16 protein-coding genes are annotated in these 18,608 nt (G+C 69.1%); 9 read left to right on the top strand and 7 right to left on the bottom strand.

Features of this window, described 5'->3' with window-relative positions; translation table 11 throughout:
• Positions 1-72 precede the first annotated feature (72 nt).
• The 3 genes from GA0115254_RS27655 to GA0115254_RS44730 form a co-directional block, all read right to left on the bottom strand.
• Entirely contained in the window at positions 73-606 is a 534-nt protein-coding gene (locus GA0115254_RS27655; protein WP_093898012.1) for a hypothetical protein, read from the bottom strand.
• A 175-nt stretch (positions 607-781) separates the two neighbouring features.
• Positions 782-1,549, bottom strand: coding sequence for a bestrophin-like domain (locus tag GA0115254_RS27650; protein ID WP_093898011.1), 768 nt, complete (start codon positions 1,547-1,549; stop codon positions 782-784).
• 15 nt (positions 1,550-1,564) lie between these two features.
• Positions 1,565-1,756, bottom strand: a complete 192-nt coding sequence (locus GA0115254_RS44730) for a hypothetical protein (RefSeq protein ID WP_176740312.1) — start codon at positions 1,754-1,756, stop codon at positions 1,565-1,567.
• 785 nt (positions 1,757-2,541) lie between these two features.
• Between GA0115254_RS44730 and GA0115254_RS47815 the strand changes: the two genes are divergently transcribed.
• The 4 genes from GA0115254_RS47815 to GA0115254_RS27630 all read left to right on the top strand — a co-directional run bounded on the left by GA0115254_RS47815 (position 2,542) and on the right by GA0115254_RS27630 (position 6,135).
• Positions 2,542-2,679, top strand: a complete 138-nt coding sequence (locus tag GA0115254_RS47815) for a hypothetical protein (RefSeq protein ID WP_370740953.1) — start codon at positions 2,542-2,544, stop codon at positions 2,677-2,679.
• Positions 2,680-2,682: 3 nt separating this feature from the next.
• Entirely contained in the window at positions 2,683-3,033 is a 351-nt protein-coding gene (locus GA0115254_RS47810) for a hypothetical protein (RefSeq protein WP_370740952.1), read from the top strand.
• A gap of 112 nt (positions 3,034-3,145) precedes the next feature.
• On the top strand, positions 3,146-3,964 hold the full coding sequence (locus GA0115254_RS27635; RefSeq protein WP_093898009.1) for an SAM-dependent methyltransferase: 819 nt from the start codon (positions 3,146-3,148) through the stop codon (positions 3,962-3,964).
• Positions 3,961-6,135, top strand: coding sequence for a putative bifunctional diguanylate cyclase/phosphodiesterase (locus GA0115254_RS27630; protein ID WP_093898008.1), 2,175 nt, complete (start codon positions 3,961-3,963; stop codon positions 6,133-6,135). Before GA0115254_RS27635 ends, GA0115254_RS27630 begins: the two co-directional genes overlap by 4 nt.
• Before the next feature lie 129 nt (positions 6,136-6,264).
• Here GA0115254_RS27630 and GA0115254_RS27625 read toward each other — a convergent pair whose 3' ends face one another.
• Complete coding sequence (locus tag GA0115254_RS27625; protein ID WP_093898007.1) at positions 6,265-7,155, bottom strand: LysR family transcriptional regulator; 891 nt, start codon at positions 7,153-7,155, stop codon at positions 6,265-6,267.
• Positions 7,156-7,250: 95 nt separating this feature from the next.
• Between GA0115254_RS27625 and GA0115254_RS27620 the strand changes: the two genes are divergently transcribed.
• The 3 genes from GA0115254_RS27620 to GA0115254_RS27610 are packed head-to-tail and all read left to right on the top strand — an operon-like array spanning position 7,251 to position 10,652.
• Complete coding sequence (locus GA0115254_RS27620) at positions 7,251-7,958, top strand: succinate dehydrogenase (protein WP_093898006.1); 708 nt, start codon at positions 7,251-7,253, stop codon at positions 7,956-7,958.
• 1 nt (position 7,959) lies between these two features.
• Positions 7,960-9,909 carry a fumarate reductase/succinate dehydrogenase flavoprotein subunit gene (locus GA0115254_RS27615; RefSeq protein WP_093898005.1) on the top strand — a complete coding sequence of 650 codons (1,950 nt, stop codon included), beginning with the start codon at positions 7,960-7,962 and terminating at the stop codon, positions 9,907-9,909.
• On the top strand, positions 9,906-10,652 hold the full coding sequence (locus tag GA0115254_RS27610) for a succinate dehydrogenase/fumarate reductase iron-sulfur subunit (RefSeq protein WP_093898004.1): 747 nt from the start codon (positions 9,906-9,908) through the stop codon (positions 10,650-10,652). The genes GA0115254_RS27615 and GA0115254_RS27610 overlap by 4 nt, the downstream gene beginning before the upstream one ends.
• A gap of 72 nt (positions 10,653-10,724) precedes the next feature.
• Here the strand turns inward: GA0115254_RS27610 and GA0115254_RS27605 are convergent, their stop codons facing one another.
• From GA0115254_RS27605 to GA0115254_RS27595, 3 genes are all read right to left on the bottom strand, one after another.
• Positions 10,725-12,488 (bottom strand): glycosyl hydrolase family 18 protein, encoded by a 1,764-nt coding sequence (locus GA0115254_RS27605; protein ID WP_176740311.1) that lies wholly within the window; start codon positions 12,486-12,488, stop codon positions 10,725-10,727.
• A gap of 247 nt (positions 12,489-12,735) precedes the next feature.
• Positions 12,736-15,159, bottom strand: a complete 2,424-nt coding sequence (locus GA0115254_RS27600) for an excinuclease ABC subunit UvrA (protein WP_093898003.1) — start codon at positions 15,157-15,159, stop codon at positions 12,736-12,738.
• Positions 15,160-15,373: 214 nt separating this feature from the next.
• Complete coding sequence (locus GA0115254_RS27595; RefSeq protein ID WP_256102805.1) at positions 15,374-16,765, bottom strand: polysaccharide pyruvyl transferase family protein; 1,392 nt, start codon at positions 16,763-16,765, stop codon at positions 15,374-15,376.
• Positions 16,766-17,011: 246 nt separating this feature from the next.
• Between GA0115254_RS27595 and GA0115254_RS27590 the strand changes: the two genes are divergently transcribed.
• Together GA0115254_RS27590 and GA0115254_RS27585 are read left to right on the top strand one after the other, a co-directional pair.
• Positions 17,012-18,091 (top strand): hypothetical protein, encoded by a 1,080-nt coding sequence (locus GA0115254_RS27590; protein WP_093898001.1) that lies wholly within the window; start codon positions 17,012-17,014, stop codon positions 18,089-18,091.
• A gap of 12 nt (positions 18,092-18,103) precedes the next feature.
• The gene (locus tag GA0115254_RS27585) at positions 18,104-18,592 is read left to right on the top strand and encodes a phosphatase domain-containing protein (protein ID WP_093898000.1); all 489 of its coding nucleotides are present in this window, start codon (positions 18,104-18,106) and stop codon (positions 18,590-18,592) included.
• Positions 18,593-18,608: the final 16 nt, after the last annotated feature.

The raw sequence follows: 18,608 nt of genomic DNA, 5'->3' as shown, positions 1-18,608 counted from the left end.
CGCCCGTCCGCCCCGACGCCCGTGGTCGGAGGCGTCGGGGCGACGGGCGTATCGGGCCGCACTGCCCTGCTCTCAGTGCGGGCGGCTCCCCCTGCGCTCACGTACGACATAGATGGTGCCCGTGGCCGTGACCACCGCCAGCGCCGTTCCGGCGGCGATCTCCGCGGCGTTCACCCTGTCGAGGCTGCCGCCGATTCCGCCCTGTACACCGGCCGGCGAGACCGGGGCACTCGTGGCGGGTGCGTCGGAGGCCGCGCGGACCGTGAGTCCGGCCTTCGCCGTGGAGCCGGGTGACGTATTGCAGATGAATGTCACCTCGTAGGCGGCGCCGGGTTCTGCGTCCCAGCCGACCGTGGCCGCGACGGCCGCGCCCCTGGGAATGGTGACCGTGTCGAAAACTCCGGAGCCGGCTGTGGCGGTTGTGGAGCACCCGCGGGCTGCCAGGACGACCTGGCTCCCCGGCGCGATCACCGACGGAGTGACGGTGTATCCGGTCGCGGAGGACGCGCCTCCCGACGTCGCGGCGTATGCGGTTGCAGCCGGAGCGGTCAGGGCGAGAGCGGCGGCGCCGAGCAGGGCGACGGGTGCGGCACCTGTTGCACGCATGGGTGAATCCTCCGGATCCCTGAGGAGCAGTTGCGGAACGGATTTCCACTTGGTGTCAGAAATGCACCTCGACGCGCCACACGCTAGAAGTGGCGCATTTTGCTCGCGATCGGAGTGCGCCGCCCGGGGCACCTGCTTCCCCCGAGCGGCGCACCGCCGGCATTTCGGCGGACGGCTATCCCCCCGCCGCGCCGGGGAACAGATCGAGGAACGGCGCCGCGGTGGCCGAGATTCCCCGGCCGAAGGGGGAGTCGAAGTCCCAGATCAGGAAGAGGAGAAAGGCGATCAGGACACTGAAGAGTCCGGCCAGCAGCAGTTCGCGGAAGGTTCTGCGGATCTGCAGAGTGAAGATGAGCCCGATGGTCACCAGCGCCCCGGTGATCAGGCCGAACCAGACCACGCCCGGCATGGTCGCGCCGGCACTCTGTCCGCGTGCGTTGCGTGCGTCGTCGGCTGCGGCGACCTGATCGACCAGTGGCTGATATGCCTGGCCCTCGTGATCGTTCCTCGGCCGGTACTCGGCGACATCGGTGCGCACCTTGCCGAGGAGCCGGGCCCCCTCGTCGGTGAGAGAGCCGTGCTCGGTCATCGTTTGCCACTCGTCGTGGACGACGTGGCGGACGTAGGCGTCGACATCGGCGCGGATGCGTGTACGCACCTCGGCCGGGTAGACGGCGGAGCGGACGTTCACCTCGTGCAGGGCCTGGGCCTCCTGGCGTACGTACTCCTGGGCGGCGCTGCGGCCCTCCCAGACGCCCGCGATGGCGAGGCCGAGGACGATCGCGTAGACCACGCCGATCATCATCGTCATGTACTCGATGACGTCAGGGGTCTCGGACGGGTCGTCATCGTCCCCGACCCGGCGGTTGTTGAGTACGGCGATGGTCAGGACTACGGCGCTCGCCGCGACCATGGCGAGGGTGAGAACAAGCCATTCCGACATGGGTTCCTCCGGAGGTCATCGGGAGCGGGGACGCAGCACGGCGACGGCGAACACCGCAGGGGCGGTGATCAGCAGGGTGAGGGTGACCAGGGAGGTGCCGCGCCGCGGGACCTTGCGCGGCGGCTTGCGGTAGGCGGGGAGCGCCACGGGCCGGGGCGCGGGATGCGTGGGGCGTACGGAGAGCGAGGGTGAAGGCGGCGGTGGCACGGGCTCCGGTTCCGGTCGTGGTGGTGCGGGGAGCGGTGGTGGGGGAGGGGGCGGTGGAGGAGGAGGGGGCGGTGGAGGAGGGGGCGGGGATGGCGAAGGTGGAGGCGGAGGCGGAGGTGCGGGCGGTGGAGTCGGCTTGGGTGCCGGGCCCGCGTGACAGTGACCGTTGCCCGACACGGCGACCGCCGAGCTCCCGCCGCCCTCCCCGATGGAGGCGTACGCGCAGTTGTCCGCCACCGCGGGTGCCGGGGCGGTCAGCAGCCAGAGAAGTGCGACGGCTGCCGTGAGCCGTCCTATGAGTGATCCGTACACGACGGGGAGCATGTTCCGGCCGGTCGCAGCGCACGCCGGGCGCGGACCGGATTCCCCTGATGGTGGGGACATGCGGCGTCGGGGGTTTGCGGCTCAGGGAAATTCTGTGAACGTGTTGAACAAAGAGGGGGCCGCCGCCCGTACCCAGGGCCATGGATGACGCGACGACGCTTCGCAACTCGCTTTGCAGAAAGGGAGTTGACATGGGCACCTGCGGAACGCCTCGCTCGCAGTGACGGCGGCGGCCCTGTTGGCGCTGACGATGGCGTGCGGTCAGGAAAAGGGCACCGAGACCCCCACCGGGCAGAACGTGGGCAACGCCGATCCGGCCGGACAGGACGAGGGAAGCGGCTACGGATCGGACAGTGGTTACGGCTCCGGCGGTGGCTACGGCTCCGACGGCGCGGAGCAGGGCGGCACGGGCAGGCAGGCAGGCTCGGTTCGCGTCCGCACCGGATGGCAGGAAGGCCGCAGTGAACGCCGACAGCCCGGCCGGCGTCGAACCGGCCGGAATCGCGGGGCTTTCGGTCCGCAAGGATCCGAAACTCGGGGACATCGTCATGGACAAGCGCGGCATGACGGTCTATCGGTTCAAGAAGGACGTCGCATGACCGATGAGGTCGGCCCGCACAGGTGCCCGCCTTTCGAAGTGGCCGGTCGTTGCCGCATCGGCAAAGAAAGACATCAAAGGCGTCACGACCAAGGGTTTTGTCACCTTCGATCGGCCTGACGGAATCAAGCAACAAGCCATCGGCTGTTGGCCGGTCTATACCTACTTTGGCGATGTGAAGCCCGAAGACACCAGCGGCCAGGGCATCGGGAGTGCTTGGTACGCGGTGTCCCCCGACGCCAAACCGGTGGGCGCCCCCGAGTGGTCCGACAGTGCCTCGCCGAGGCCGGTCCGTCGTCGAATGTCACACGCAGCGACGGGCCGGTCGCACATGCCACTGGTGTGTGACCAATAACGGACGGGTAATTTCCGTTTCCGCTCGCTCTCCTGGCGGTCGATCAGTAGCCTCTGGTCAACACTGACCATGAACATGGCCGGATCGCCGTGGCGACTTGTTGGAGACATCGATGGAGCGTCCCGCCTGGGCACCGCAAGGCATAGACATTTCGGTGCCGAGCGTGTCTCGCATGTACGACTTCTATCTGGGCGGATCGCACAATTTTGAGGTGGACCGGGAAGCGGCTCGCAAGGCCATGGAGTTCATGCCTGGGCTCCCCAAGATCATGCAGGCGAATCGCGCCTTTATGCGCAGGGCCGTGCGATATGCGGTGAGCGAGGGCATCACCCAGTTTCTGGACATCGGCTCCGGAATACCGACTTTCGGGAATGTGCACGAAGTCGCGCAGGCGGCCGACCCCGAGGCCCGGGTGGCTTATGTCGATCACGATTCCGTCGCGGTCGCGCACAGCCGGGCCGTACTCGAAGGAAACGACCGTGCGGTGATCGCCGCCGCGGATCTGCGCCGCCCGCAGGAGATCGTGAAGAACCCGGCGATCTCCGAACTGCTCGACCTGGACCGGCCGGTGGCCCTGCTGCTCGTCGCCGTACTCCACTTCATCGAGGACTCCGACGACCCGTACACCGCGGTCGCCGAACTGCGCGAGGCGCTCGCCCCCGGCAGCCTCATCGTCATCACCCACGCCTCGTACGAGGGGATTCCGCTCACACAGGAGGAGGCCGGCGGCGCGGTCGGCGTCTACAAGAACATCCGCAACCCCCTGGTCATGAGGTCGCGCGAAGAGATCGCCGGCTTCTTCGAGGGATACGAGATGGTCGAGCCCGGACTCGTGGCGATGCCGAACTGGCGTCCCGACACCCCCCATGCGGTGGAGCACGAGGACCCATTTGCCTTCTCGGGCTTCGCAGGAGTGGGACGCAAGGCGTGAGCATTCCCGCCCAGTCGTCCGGAGCGCCCGACACGGACCCCGACGGGCCCGAGGACCGGCTCCGGAGATTCGCCACGATCTGGAGCCGGGCCACCTTCCCGTCGACGGCCACCTCCATGACGCGCACGGAGTTCGAACAGCATCTGCTGCCGCTGGCCCGCGGGCTCAGCGACATCCTGCACGCGCGGCCCTTCGACGCGACGCCCGCGAGCGAGGTGGGCGTCGCCCTCGTGGCCGCGCACTGCACGGACCCGGACGCGCTCAGCAGCACGCTCGGCGTCATCGACTCGTACCTCGTGCTCTACTGCGGAGGCAACGGCGCTACGTCGCTGTCCACCGAGGACAGCAGGGCCCGCTGCGCCCGGATACAGCACGCCCTCGCCGGCGGCTTCACGCAGGCGCTGCGCGAGCGGACCCTCGCCGAACAGGAAGCCATCGCCCGCTCGGCGCTCACCGCCCGCTCGGATGCCGAGCAGGCTCTGCACGCCACCGAGGCACGCTTCCGCGCCGTCTTCAAGGACGCGGCCATCGGCATCGGGATCGCCGACCTGGACGGCAATGTGCTGGAGGTCAACGACACGCTCACCCGGATGTTCGGCGGGCTCGAACACCATGTGCGCAGCCACAAGATCAACGAGTGGGTCCACCCCGAGGACTCGCCCCAGGTATGGAAGTACTACAACGAGCTGGTACGTGGCGAACGCGAGCACTACCGGGTCGAAAAGCCGTACTACCGCAACGACGGCACCGTGCTGTGGACCAATCTGACGGTGTCGCTGCTGCGCGACTCCGAGGGCAGGCCGGAGTATCAGCTGGCGCTGTTGGAGGACACCACGGAGCGCCGGCTGCTCAACCTGCGGCTGCGGTACGAGGCCACGCATGACGCGCTCACCGGTCTGCCCAACCGGACTCTCTTCTTCGAACGGCTGGAGAAGGCGCTCTCCGCCGACGACGGCAGCCGCTTCGGCCTGTGCTACCTGGACCTCGACGGCTTCAAGGCGATCAACGACAGCCTCGGCCATGCGTCGGGGGACCGGCTGCTGGTCGAGGTGGCCGACCGGCTGCAGAGCTGTGCGACCGCGCCCGGCGAGATGGTGGCCCGGCTCGGCGGCGACGAGTTCGTGGCCCTGACCACCGGCCCCGACACCCGGACGGAGGTCGACGAGCTGGCCTGCCGGATCCTCGGCGTGCTCGGAACCCCGATCCGGCTGGAGGGTCGTGAGCTGACCGTACGCGGATCCATCGGGGTCGTCGAAGGGCCGGCCGGTGAACGCAGCGCCGCCGAGGTGCTGCGCAGCGCCGACATCACGATGTACCGGGCCAAGTCGGCGGGCGGCAACCGCTTCGAGCTCGCCGACGCCGAGGCGGACGCCCGTGCCATCACCCGGCACGGGCTGACCACCGCGCTGCCCGCCGCCCTGGAGCGCGGTGAGTTCTTCATCGAGTACCAGCCCCTCGTGCACCTCGGCGACGGCACGGTGCACGGTGCGGAGGCACTGGTGCGCTGGTGCCACCCGCAGCACGGAGTGCTCGGTCCCGACCGGTTCATCCCGCTCGCCGAGCACACCGGGCTGATCGTGCCGCTCGGCCGCTGGGTGCTGGAGGAGTCCGTGCGGCAGGCCCACGTCTGGCAGGAGCGGCACAGCGACGGCGGTCCGCTGCGGATCAATGTCAACCTCTCGCCGACCCAGTTGCACCATCCGCGGCTGGTCGCCGAGACGGTCGACGTGCTGGAGCGCTCGGGGCTCGAACCCGGGGCCCTGTGCCTGGAGGTCACCGAGTCCGCGCTCATCGGCGCGGACGACGATCTGCTGAAGCCGCTGCGGCAACTGGCGGAAATGGGCGTCGACATAGCTCTCGACGACTTCGGCACCGGGTACTCGAACCTGGCGAACCTGCGCAGGCTTCCGGTGAGTGTCCTCAAACTGGACCGTTCCTTCACGCAGGGCATGCAGCAGCATCCGGCGGACCCGGTCGATCTGAAGATCGTCGAAGGAATCGTCTCGCTGGCCCACAGCCTGGACCTGGCGGTCACGGTGGAGGGGGTGGAGACCGGGGCCCAGGCGGAGCAACTGCGGGAGCTGGGATGCGACACGGCTCAGGGGTGGTACTACGCCCGCCCCGGTGCGCCCGACCGGATCCACTCACTGCTGCTGGCGGACGCGGTGTGAGGGAGCGGGGAGTGAAGGCACCGAGGCCGCCCGGTCGACGTCGCGTCCTCGATCGCGCACATCAAGTCCATCAGGGGCTCGGGAACGCAGCGCGGCCGGAGACCGCGTAACCGGCGGCCCGGCGCCGGTTCAGGCCCGTCCGGCTGCGAGTACCACCTTCTGCAGCTCGCGCGCCGCGCGCGGTGGTGCCACATCGCTGCGGTGCGCGAGCGCGATCGTGCGCCGCAGGCCCGGGCGGGCCAGCGGTGTGGTCCGCAGGTCGTGGCCGGCCCGGCCGGCGACCATGCTGGGCACCACAGCGATCCCGAGTCCTGCCCGGACGAAGCCGAGCACCGCGTCCATCTCCCCGCCCTCCACCGTGAACGACGGCTCGAAGCCCTCCGCCCGGCAGGCGGCGACAGTCAGTTCGCGCAGGTCGTAGCCGTGCCGGAACATCACCAGGGATTCTCCCTGCAGGTCGGCGATCCTCACGCTCCCGCCCCTGCCGGGCCGCGGCGCCTGTGCCGACGACACCACGACCAGATCCTCCTGGAGCAGCTCGACCGTGGTGAGTGCGGGGGACGCCGCGGGCAGCGGCAGCACGATCAGGGCCAGATCGAGTGCTCCGCGCGCCAGCTCCCGCACGAGGTCGAGCGAGCCGCCCTCCTCCAGCAGCAGCTGGATTCCCGGATGCCGGTCGTGGAAGGCACGCAGTACGTCGGGGAGCAGGCCCGTGCAGAGACTGGGCGTGGCGCCGAGCCGGACCCGGCCCCGGCGCAGCTGAGCCAGCTCCTGCACCTCGTGGCGTGCGGTGTCGGCGTCGGCGAGGATGCGCCGGGCGAGCGGCAGCAGGGCCTCGCCCGCATCGGTCAGGGTGATGTTGCCGCGGGCCCTGCTGAACAGCTCCGCCCCCAGCTCGTTCTCCAGCGCTCTGATCTGCTGGGAGAGCGAGGGCTGTGACACATGCACCTCTTCAGCGGCACGGGTGAAGTGACGGGTCTCGGCCACGGCCACGAAGTACGTCAGCTGCTGGAATTGCATGCACTCAGCCTAGCGGCCACGATAGTCCACACCTATGAAGATGAGCTGCTCCATGTCTTGGACTGATGGGGTCTTTCGGCCCTAGCGTCGTGTCCATGGCATTGGCAACACGGACGGACCGACGGCCGTCCATGACGCGTACGCTCTGGGACTCGTCCGTCGGCAAGAAGACGATCATGGCCGTGAGTGGCCTGATCATGCTCCTTTACTTGGTTGTCCATATGATCGGCAACCTGAAGATCTTCTTCGGGTCCGGCGAGTTCAACCATTACGCGCACTGGCTGCGGACCATGGGTGAGCCCTTCCTGCACTACGAGTGGGCCCTGTGGGTCGTCCGCGTCGTGCTCGTCGCCGCCGTGGTGCTGCATGCCACCTCCGCGTACCAGCTGAGCCGCCGCGACATCAAGGCACGGCCCAGCAAGTACGTCCACAAGAAGCCCCGGGCGAGCTATGCCACGCGGACCATGCGCTGGGGCGGGATCATCCTCGCCCTGTTCATCGTCTGGCACATCCTCGACCTGACGACGGGCACGGTGCACTCCGGCGGATTCCAGTCCGGACACCCGTACCAGAACGTCATCGACACCTTCTCCACCTGGTACGGCAACACCATCTACATCGTCGCCATGCTCGCCCTCGGACTCCACGTCCAGCACGGCTTCTGGAGCGCCGCCCAGACTCTCGGCGCGGGTAACGCGACCCGTGACCGTGCCCTCAAGACCATCGCCAACGTCCTCGCACTGGTGCTGACGGTGGGCTTCATCTCCGTACCCGTCGCCGTCATGACCGGAGTCGTGAGCTGACATGTCCGACTACTCGCGCTACGAGACGGGCGCGCCCGCCGTCGACACCAAGGCCCCCGAAGGCCCCGTCGCCGAACGCTGGGACACCCGCCGTTTCCAGGCGAAGCTGGTCAACCCGGCCAACCGCCGCAAGCACACCGTCATCGTCGTCGGCACCGGCCTGGCCGGTGGCTCGGCCGGGGCGACGCTGGCCGAGCAGGGCTACCACGTCGTCCAGTTCTGCTTCCAGGACTCGCCCCGCCGCGCCCACTCCGTCGCCGCCCAGGGCGGCATCAACGCCGCGAAGAACTACCGCAACGACGGCGACTCGATCCACCGGCTCTTCTACGACACGGTCAAGGGCGGCGACTTCCGCGCCCGCGAGTCCAATGTCCACCGGCTCGCCCAGATCTCCGTGGAGATCATCGACCAGTGCGTCGCCCAGGGCGTCCCCTTCGCCCGCGAGTACGGCGGCCTCCTCGACAACCGCTCCTTCGGCGGGGTCCAGGTCTCCCGCACCTTCTACGCCCGCGGCCAGACCGGGCAGCAGCTCCTCCTCGGCGCCTACCAGGCACTGTCCCGGCAGATCGCGGCCGGCAACGTCGAACTGCACGCCCGCACCGAGATGCTCGACCTGATCATCGTCGACGGCAAGGCCCGTGGCATCGTCGCCCGCGACCTGGTCACCGGGAAGATCGACACCTACTTCGCGGACGCGGTCGTGCTGGCCAGCGGCGGCTACGGCAACGTCTTCTACCTGTCGACGAACGCCATGAACTCCAACGCCACCGCCATCTGGCGCGCCCACCGGCGCGGCGCGTACTTCGCCAACCCGTGCTTCACCCAGATCCACCCCACCTGCATCCCGCGCACCGGCGACCACCAGTCCAAGCTGACGCTGATGAGCGAGTCGCTGCGCAACGACGGCCGGATCTGGGTGCCGAAGGCCAAGGGCGACAACCGCCCCGCGAACGAGATCCCCGAGGACGAGCGCGACTACTACCTGGAGCGCATCTACCCGGCCTTCGGCAACCTCGTGCCGCGTGACATCGCCTCGCGCGCCGCGAAGAACGTCTGCGACGAGGGCCGCGGCGTCGGCCCCGGCGGACAGGGCGTCTACCTGGACTTCGCCGAAGCCATCCAGCGGATGGGCAGGGCCGAGGTCGAGGAGAAGTACGGCAACCTTTTCGACATGTACGCGCGGATCACCGCGGAGAACCCGTACGAGACCCCGATGCGCATCTACCCGGCCGTGCACTACACGATGGGCGGACTCTGGGTCGACTACGACCTCCAGACCACCATCCCCGGCCTCTTCGCCATCGGTGAGGCGAACTTCTCCGACCACGGCGCCAACCGGCTCGGCGCCTCGGCGCTGATGCAGGGCCTCGCAGACGGCTACTTCGTCCTGCCGTCGACCATCAACGACTACCTGGCCCGCAACCCGCACCACGGCGAGCTCGACGCCTCGCACCCGGCCGTCGAAGAGGTCGTCGCGGACACCGAGGACCGGCTGAACCTGCTGCTCGCCGTCGACGGCGACCGTACCCCCGACTCCTTCCACCGCGAGATCGGTGAACTCATGTGGGAGTACTGCGGCATGGCCCGCACCGAGGAGGGGCTGCGCAAGGCGCTCGACCGGATCCCGCAGATCCGCGAGGAGTTCTGGCGCCGCATCAAGGTGCCCGGCACCGGTGACGAGTTCAACCAGTCGCTGGAGAAGGCCAACCGCATCGTCGACTACCTGGAGCTCGCCGAGCTCATGTGCCTCGACGCCCTGCACCGCGCCGAGTCCTGCGGAGGCCACTTCCGCGAGGAGTCACAGACCCCGGACGGCGAAGCCGCCCGCCGGGACGAGGAGTTCTCCTACGCCGCCGCCTGGGAATTCTCCGGCACCGGCGAAGCCCCCGTCCTGCACAAGGAAGACCTTGTCTTCGAGTACGTCCACCCCACTCAGCGGAGCTACGCATGAAGCTCACCCTGCGCGTCTGGCGCCAGAAGAACGCCGACGCCCCCGGCGCCATGTCCACCTACGAGGTGGACGGCATCTCGCAGGACATGTCGTTCCTGGAAATGCTCGACACCCTCAACGAGGAGCTCATCCTCGCCGGCGACGACCCCGTCGCCTTCGACCACGACTGCCGCGAAGGTATCTGCGGCGCCTGCAGCCTCGTCATCAACGGCGATGCCCACGGTCCCGAGCGCACCACCACCTGCCAGCTCCACATGCGGTCCTTCGAGGACGGCGACACGATCGACATCGAACCGTGGCGCGCCTCCGCCTTCCCGGTCGTCAAGGACCTGGTCGTGGATCGCTCGGCCTTCGACCGGATCATCCAGGCGGGCGGCTACATCTCCGCCCCGACCGGCACCGCTCCCGAGGCACACGCCACACCGGTGCCCAAGCCCGACGCCGACTTCGCCTTCGAGCACGCCGAGTGCATCGGCTGCGGCGCCTGCGTCGCGGCCTGCCCCAACGGCTCGGCGATGCTCTTCACGTCGGCGAAGATCAACCACCTCAATGTCCTGCCGCAGGGCGCCCCCGAGCGCGAGACCCGGGTGCTCGACATGGTGGGACAGATGGACAGCGAGGGCTTCGGCGGCTGCACCCTCACCGGGGAGTGCGCCACGGCGTGCCCGAAGGGCATTCCGCTGCCGTCGATCTCGGCCATGAACAAGGAGTGGCTGCGGGCGACCCGGAAGGTGCACCGCTGAGACCACGGCCGAGTTCCTGGCCCCGGAGGCCGCTCACCTCAGGGGCCAGGAAGTCTCAGATGCTCAGGCAGGTCACGACGTCACCGAGATGTCGTCGCCGTAGACCGTGCCCTGCCCGTACCAGCCGTGCAGATAGACGGTCACCGTGCCGGTCGAGCCGGTGGTGAACGCCACCGACTGCTTGGCATAGCCGCTCGACGAACCCCAGGTGCTCGCCGAGGCGTCGCCCCGCACACCGAGGTAGCCGTAGTTGCCCTGCACCCAACCGCTCAGTGTGTACTTGGTGTTGGGGGACAGGGCGAGCGTCTGCGTGCACTCGCCCGTCCGGGACGGGCCGGCCGCCGCAGCGAGCGCGTGCGAACCGCCGTGCACGGGAGTGGAGACGACCGCGCCGCCGGTCTCACAGGTCCAGGGACTCAGCGAACCCGTCTCGAAGTCGCCGTTCACCAGTGCGCCGGTGCCGTCGCCCGGACCCGACACCGTCAGGGTGAAGGTCGCCGCGTGGCTGAGCGTGCCCGCCGTGCCGGTCACACTGATCCGGTACGTGCCGGGCGCCGCGGAAGCCGACGCGTTCACCGTCAGTTTCGACGTACCCCCGGCGGTGACCGAGGCCGGGCTGAGGGCCGCCGTCACTCCGGCGGGTGCCCCGCTCGTCGTCAGCGCGACGGTCCCGGCGTTGCCGGAGGTGACCGCGGTGTTGACGGTCGCCGTGGTGGAGCCACCGGGGGCGACCGTGGCCGAAGCGGGTGCGACGGTCACCGAGTAGTCGTCCGTCACCGGGCCGGCGCCGCTCGTGAAGGGCGCGAAGGTGTGGGAGAAGTACCAAGTGTCCTGCGCGATGCCGGAGCAGGTGTCGCTGCCCCCGGTGCCGGGGCAGCCTCCGTTGTCGCGCTGCAGCGCCCAGAACGACAGGGTGCTGACGCCCTTGGACACGGCCCAGTTGTAGACCGAGATGGCGTCGGCCGTGGTGAACGTCTCGGCCGGGCCGTAGTCGTCGATGCCCGGCATCTCGATGATGCCGGTCATGCCCCACAGCTGGGCGTCGGTCTTCGCCGGGTACAGGTCGGCCAGCTGGCCCTTCAGGCCGCTGATCGCCGTCCGGGTGTCCTGCGCCATGTTGTGCGAGGCGCCGTCGTAGTAGTCGAACGTCATGAGGTTCACGACGTCGACCCTGGTGCCGTTGGACACGGCGTTCTCCAGCACCGCCAGACCGCTGTCGGCGAGACCGCTCGTAGTGGTGGGCAGGGTGTAGGAGATCTGCACCGAGCGCCCGTTGGCGGCGGCCCAGTCCTGCACCTTCTTGATCGCCTTGTTGCGGCGGTCGATTCCTGCGCTGTTCTCCAGCGAGTTGTCCTCGATGTCCATGTCGAGGCGGGACACGTCGTAGGTCGTGATGACCTTCTCGTACGCCGCGGCGATCGAGTCGACGTCGGTGCAGCTGTCGGCGATCTCGGTGCCGCCGTTGTCGGCCGCGTAGCCGCCGAACGACGGGATCACATCGCCGCCGCGCGACCGGATGGTGGTGAAGTCGGCGCCGAATTCGGACGGTGCGATGGGCCGGCCGGATTCGCCGTTCCAGTACGGGGTGCAGGAACCGCGGGCCTCCGTCTGGACGAAGGCCATGGTCAGATACTTGGCGCCGGACTGCTCCGAGAGAGCGGCCGGACTGTCTCCGTTGTACGCCTCGAAGTATGGGGCGAAGACATGCGCGGGCAGGGGAGTGGCGGCGTTCGTGGCGGCCTGCGCGCCGACGCCCGATCCGAGGACCAGGCCGGCGGACGCGACGGTCGTTGCCAGGACACTCAGGACTGCGCCGAGTGTTCTTGGACGTCTCATGGGGTGCTCCCAGCGGGGTGAGACAACGGGCGGATCGCACGGCTCAACCGCGCCCGGTCGGGGCGCGGCCCGTTCCTGTGAATCCCGGCCGGGGGTCACATGCCGCACGGCATGGAGCGGCCGTGAGGCATGCCCATGATTGGTCTGGACCAGCCCGTGGTCAATGTTCTTTGCCCTTTCATTTCCCATTGCTTGCCTGATGCGGCAACTCTTGCTGGAAGCAGGTGAGTTGAGGTCGATGGAATCCTCAGGCGAGACGGAGGGAGGCCCTGAGGTACGCCGCCGTACGGCTGCCCTCCGCACGCGCGACCTCGGCGGGTGATCCCGCCGCCACGATCCGGCCGCCCCGGTCGCCGCCGCCGGGACCGAGGTCGATCACCCGGTCGGCGCCCGCCACCACTGCCATGTCGTGCTCCACGACCACGACCGTGTTGCCCGCGTCGACCAGACCGTGCAACTGCCGCATCAGCACCTCTACATCGGCGGGGTGCAGCCCGGTCGTCGGCTCGTCGAGCAGGTACATGGTGTGGCCTCGGCGGGTGCGCTGGAGCTCGGCGGCGAGCTTGATCCGCTGGGCCTCACCGCCCGACAGCTCCGTGGCGGGCTGACCGAGCCGCAGATAGCCGAGGCCGACGTCGAGCAGTGTCCGCAGACTGCGCTCGGCAGCGGGCGTACCGGCGAAGAAGCCGGCCGCCGACTCCACCGTCAGGTCCAGCACCTGCGCGATGTCGAGACCGCGCAGGGTGACCTCCAGGGTCTGAGGGTTGTACCGCGCACCGTGACAGTCGGGGCAGGGCGCGTACGTGCTGGGCAGGAAGAGCAGTTCGACGGAGACGAAACCCTCGCCCTGGCAGGTCTCGCACCGCCCGCCCGCCACGTTGAACGAGAACCGTCCGGCCTTGTAGCCGCGCTCGCGCGCGGTGTCCGTCTCGGTGAACAGCTTCCGTACGACATCGAAGAGCCCGGTGTAGGTGGCCAGATTGGACCGAGGGGTACGGCCGATCGGCCTCTGGTCGACCTGCACCAGACGGTCCACCGCCTCCAGTCCCTCCGCCGACGCGCACCCGGGTGTGGGACGCTCGGCGGGAAGGTCGGCGGTGGCGGAGGCCTGCCGGTCGGCGAGGACACCGGCCAGCACCTGACCGACCAGGGTCGACTTCCCCGACCCCGAGACACCGGTGACGGCCGTGAACACCCCGAGTGGAAACTCTGCGTCCACCCCTCGCACATTGTGGCGGTCGACCCCGTTCAGTTTCAGCCATCCCGACGGCGTACGTACCTCCCGCACCGGAGCGGGCCCGTCGTCGAAGAGGAAGCGCCGGGTCGCCGACTCCGCCACCTCCGCCAGTCCGGCCGGGGGGCCGCTGTGCAGCACCCGGCCCCCGTGCTCGCCGGCCAGCGGTCCCACATCGACCAGCCAGTCCGCCCGGCGCACCACGTCCATCTGATGCTCCACGACGAAGACCGAGTTCCCGGCCTCCTTCAGCCGGCCGAGCACTCCCAGCAGCGACTCGGTGTCCGCCGGGTGCAGACCGGCCGACGGCTCGTCCAGCACATAGACGACACCGAACAGACCGGAGCGCAACTGGGTGGCGAGCCGAAGCCGTTGCAGCTCGCCGGAGGACAGTGTCGGAGCCGTACGGTCGAGGCTGAGATAGCCGAGTCCGAGCTCGGAGACCGTCTCGATCCGGGCGAGCAGATCCGCCGTCAGTACCCGCGCCGTGTCTCCGCCGCCCGCCGCGCGCAGCACCTCGGCGAGCGAGGTGAGCGGAAGCGCGGCGAGTTCGGCGATCGAGCGGTTGGCGAAGGTGACGGCCATCGCCTCCGGACGCAGCCGGCTGCCGCCGCAGACCGCGCAGGGGGCACTGGTCAGGAAGCGCTCCGCCCTCGCCCGCAGAGTGCGGCTCTTGGAGTCCGCGAAGGTGTGCATGACATAGCGACGGGCACTCATGTACGTACCCTGGTAAGGGCGTTGGATGCGCCCCGCGTCACGCACCGGATGGACCGTCACCACCGGCTGCTCATCGGTGAACAGGATCCACTCCCGGTCCCCGGCGTCGAGCTCGCGCCACGGACGGCCGATGTCGTAGCCCAGTGCGTCCAGCACATCGCGCAGGTTTTTGCCCTGCCACGCCCCCGGCCAGGCGGCGATCGCACCGTCCCGGATCGACAGCGAGGGGTCGGGGACGAGCAGCTCCTCGGTGGTGCCGTGGACACGGCCGAGACCGTGGCATTCAGGACACGCCCCGGCGGGAGTGTTCGGTGAGAAGGAGTCGGAGTCCAGCCGTTCGGCACCGGCCGGGTAGTCCCCGGCGCGCGAGAACAGCATGCGCAGGGAATTCGAGAGCGTGGTGACCGTCCCGACGGACGAGCGGGTACCGGGCGCCGAGCGGCGCTGCTCCAGCGAGACGGCGGGCGGCAGCCCGGTGACCTCGCCGACCGCGGGCGCACCGACCTGATGGATCAGCCGGCGGGCGTACGGGGCGACGGACTCGAAGTAGCGGCGCTGCGCCTCGGCGTAGATCGTCCCGAACGCGAGGGAGGACTTTCCGGAGCCCGAGACGCCGGTGAACACGGTGAGTGTGTCGCGCGGGATGTCGACCGAGACGTCCTGGAGATTGTGTTCACGGGCGCCGCGCACCCGGACGTACGGATCGTGGGGGGTGGACATGTGCGCGGGGACTCCGTACGGATCGGGGCAGGGCCGGCGGCCTGGGGACAAACACTCCGATACTAGGCGTCAGGAGCGGCTCAGGAGCGGCGAGGCCCGTAGGTACGGGACCGGTCGGAGCAGGGCTGTCGGACCGTCTCCCGGGCCCGGGACCACCGGAGGCCGGTCCTGCCGGACCGGCCTCGGGTCAGGCAGGACGGGTCCTGGGAGGGTGCTAGCGCGACGGACGCAGGGCGCGCTTTATGGGCCTTCCCACGACACTGCGGGCCCGCTGGTACGTGGAGCGCTGGACGGGCACCGCGGTGTTCTTCGCGAGTTTCCGCTTGAGCTGGGTGTTCTGGTTGGTGAGGTCCGTCAGCTGGGACTGGAGCCAGTTGAGTCGTGCACCCATCGTGGAGGCGTCGGCTCCGACCCACGGGCGGATACCCGGAGGGAAGGCCAGCGAGCTCATCCGTGCCTCGAAGGCCGCACCGCTGTCGCCGTGGGTGAAGGTGTTCTCCAGGCCGTTCTTGTCGAGGAAGTTCATGAACCGGTCGAACCGCTCCCGGTGACCGCGCATCAGCGGCCCGAAGTCCGCCTCGGCGCAGAGGGCGGCGGGATCGAGGTCGAAGGGGGCGTCGGCGAGCATCCGGTGCGGGATGTCGAAGTAGCGGCACAGCTCCAGTGTCCGGGAGTCGCCGCAGAGCACGGTGGCGGGCGTTCCGGCCAGCAGCGCCGCGATGTTGCCGTGGATCCGGGAGCCGAAGGAGAAGTCGAAGCCCCGCAGATCGTCCATCCAGGTGACCGGGTCGATGTAGACCCGGACCTTGTCCTGGCCGTACATGGGGTGGTCGGGGTGGGTGGGGATGTCGGTCAGCGAGGCGTTCTGATGGGACAGGTCGCGCCAGTGCAGCTGACGTGCTTCGGAGATGTTCTGGCCGATGAACCGGAGGTGGGGGTAGCGCGCGTGGGCGTGGTTGATGATCCGCCCGAGCTTGTGCTTCCGCACGGCGTCGTGCGATCCGTTGACGGCGATCCGGGACTCGGGCCCGAGCGCCCGGCCGCTCTGCCGGATGTCGATCCTGTTGCCGTTGAGGAACATCGAGGGACAGCCGATGACGTCCACGTCACGGAAACCCATGTCCCGCAGATACCGCTCGGTGAACTCCCCGCGCACGCCGATGGAGGCGCTGCGGTCGAGCACGGCCGAGACGAACGCGTGGACCGTCGGCTGCATGGGCTTCAGCCGGTCCGCGGAGTAGTTGACGCCGGTCTGGGCACCCACACCCGGGACCACGACCGGGATCTTCAGTTTCGAGATCAGCTGCGTCAGGCGCTCCAGCTGGCGCTCGAAGGACGGCCGGAAGGCATTGGCGAGCGGGATGACGAAGACGTCGTACTCGCTGTTGATCCGGTCGGCATCGGCGACCCTGGTGGTGATGCCGTTCGACACCACCTCCGAACGTGGCGTCTCCAGGATCTTGTGAGCGGCGTCGCTGAAGATCAGATTGCCTGAGTTGGTGGCGAACACGTCCTCATGGAGAGCTCGCTCGACAGGGACGACGTCGTAGGGGCTCTTCCCTGAACGCAGGAGTATTCGCTTCACATGGTTAACGTTGGATGCCACAAACCTGAATATAGCTTTACGAACGCTTTTGGTTCCACGCACATCCTGTACAACCTTTTGCGATCTGCGCGGAACGTAGGGACATGATCACACATCCGTGCGCGTGTGGGCGCGGGGGTTGCGCAATGGACGTCTCGGGGCGGTCCTCGTAAGGTCCTCGCGACGCACTCTTGAGTGGCGGACGGCCCGGCCCGTACGCTGCGTGCTGCGCACGGGCGCGCCTACCGGGGAGGCGGAAGCGCCGTCATGGCCGATTCACTGTCCGAGGACGACATCCTCGAAGCGATCGCCCGGCACGCCGGCCGGCCCGGACAGGGGCCGCAGCTGCGGCGGACCGGCGCCGACATCGCTCAACTCCCGATGCTCGACCTGCGGATCGTCCGCTGCGTGGAGACCCGTACCACGCAGCCGGAGACCAGGGCCGGCACTTACGACACGTCGGGCCGGCCCACGTACGAAGGCGACCTGCGCGACCATCCGGTCGAGCCGCCGAAGGACCCGACGGTTTCGCGGACGGTGGAGTTCGTGCTCCGTGGCTCGGTGAGAACGGTGCCCTGCGGCTGCGACGAGGGACGGCAGCCGTGCTCGCGGTGCCGGGCCAAGGGAAAGCTGCGCTGTGACACCGGCCCGTTGTGCCCGGCCTGCAAGGGGGTCGAGCCGTGTACCTGGTGCGACGGCACGGGCGAACGCCGCAAGGGCCGCACGACGGCCGAGTCGGCGCGGGAGAGCCCCGCTGCCGGGCGGACCACCTGCGTGAAGTGCCGCAAACCCCGCACCGCTTGTCCGGAATGTCGGGGATGGGGCACCAAGAAGTGTTCTCAGTGCGACGACACGGGCTTCAGGGTCTGCCCGGTCTGTTCGGGTGAGAGGTCGACGGAGCACGCCCCGTGCGACGGTACGGGCCTGGTCACCCTGTGGACCGGGGGGTCGGTCGGACACGCACCCGAGCGGACCGCGTTGAAGCTGCCGGAGCCGGCACCGCCGCTGCGCGTCCGGCAGCAGACCGGACGTGTCGGTGCGTGGGAACGCGTCACTCTGACCTCGGTCGGCGACCCGCTCCCCGACGGTCTGGACCCGGCCCACATCGAGGCCGTCGAATCGGCCCTCGCGCCGCTCCAGGGCGAAGTGGCCCGACGCGTCGACATCGGCCGGCTGCAGTTGGCCGCCGTCTCGATCCCCGACGATCCCGACCACGTCTTCTACGTCTTCCCCGGACGCGATGGTCCCGAGGTCCTCCCGATCTGGTCGCGGCGCCGGTCCCTGCGCGTGGCCGCAGCGGTGGCCGGGGTGGTCGTGCTGGTGCTCCTGGTGGTTGCGCTGGTCTGATTTGCTGGGGGCGTGAGAAGCGACCACCGGCCCCTGGCCGTATTCGACTTGGACGGCACGCTCGCGGACACCGGCCATCGGCAGCACTATCTGGAGGGTCGACGGCGCGACTGGAACGGCTTCTTCTCCGCAGCCGTCGACGACCCGCCGCTTCCCGAAGGGGTACGGCTGGTACTGAGCAGTGCCAAGGAATGCGAGGTCAGGTACCTCACCGGGCGGCCCGAGCGCTGCCGCCGGGACACCGTGGCCTGGCTGGCGGTACAGGGGCTGCCCGAGGGGCGCTTGTACATGCGCCGCAGCGACGACCGCAGGCCGGCCCGGCACACCAAGCTGGAGATCCTGAAGCGACTGGGCCGGGAGTACGTGGTGCGGATGCTGGTCGATGACGACGAACTCGTCTGCGTCGCGGCGGAGCAGGCCGGCTTCACTGTGGTGCGGGCCCGCTGGATGAGGGTGTCGCCCGCGCTCGAGGACGCGCAGGAGCGTGAGGGCCGTACGTGATCCCGGCGTGGCGGCA

It is taken from the genome of Streptomyces sp. Ncost-T10-10d (assembly GCF_900091955.1).
Lineage (GTDB): Bacteria > Actinomycetota > Actinomycetes > Streptomycetales > Streptomycetaceae > Streptomyces.
The sequence above is the reverse complement of the archived record's forward strand: the minus strand, read 5'-3'. Positions and strand labels throughout refer to the sequence as shown.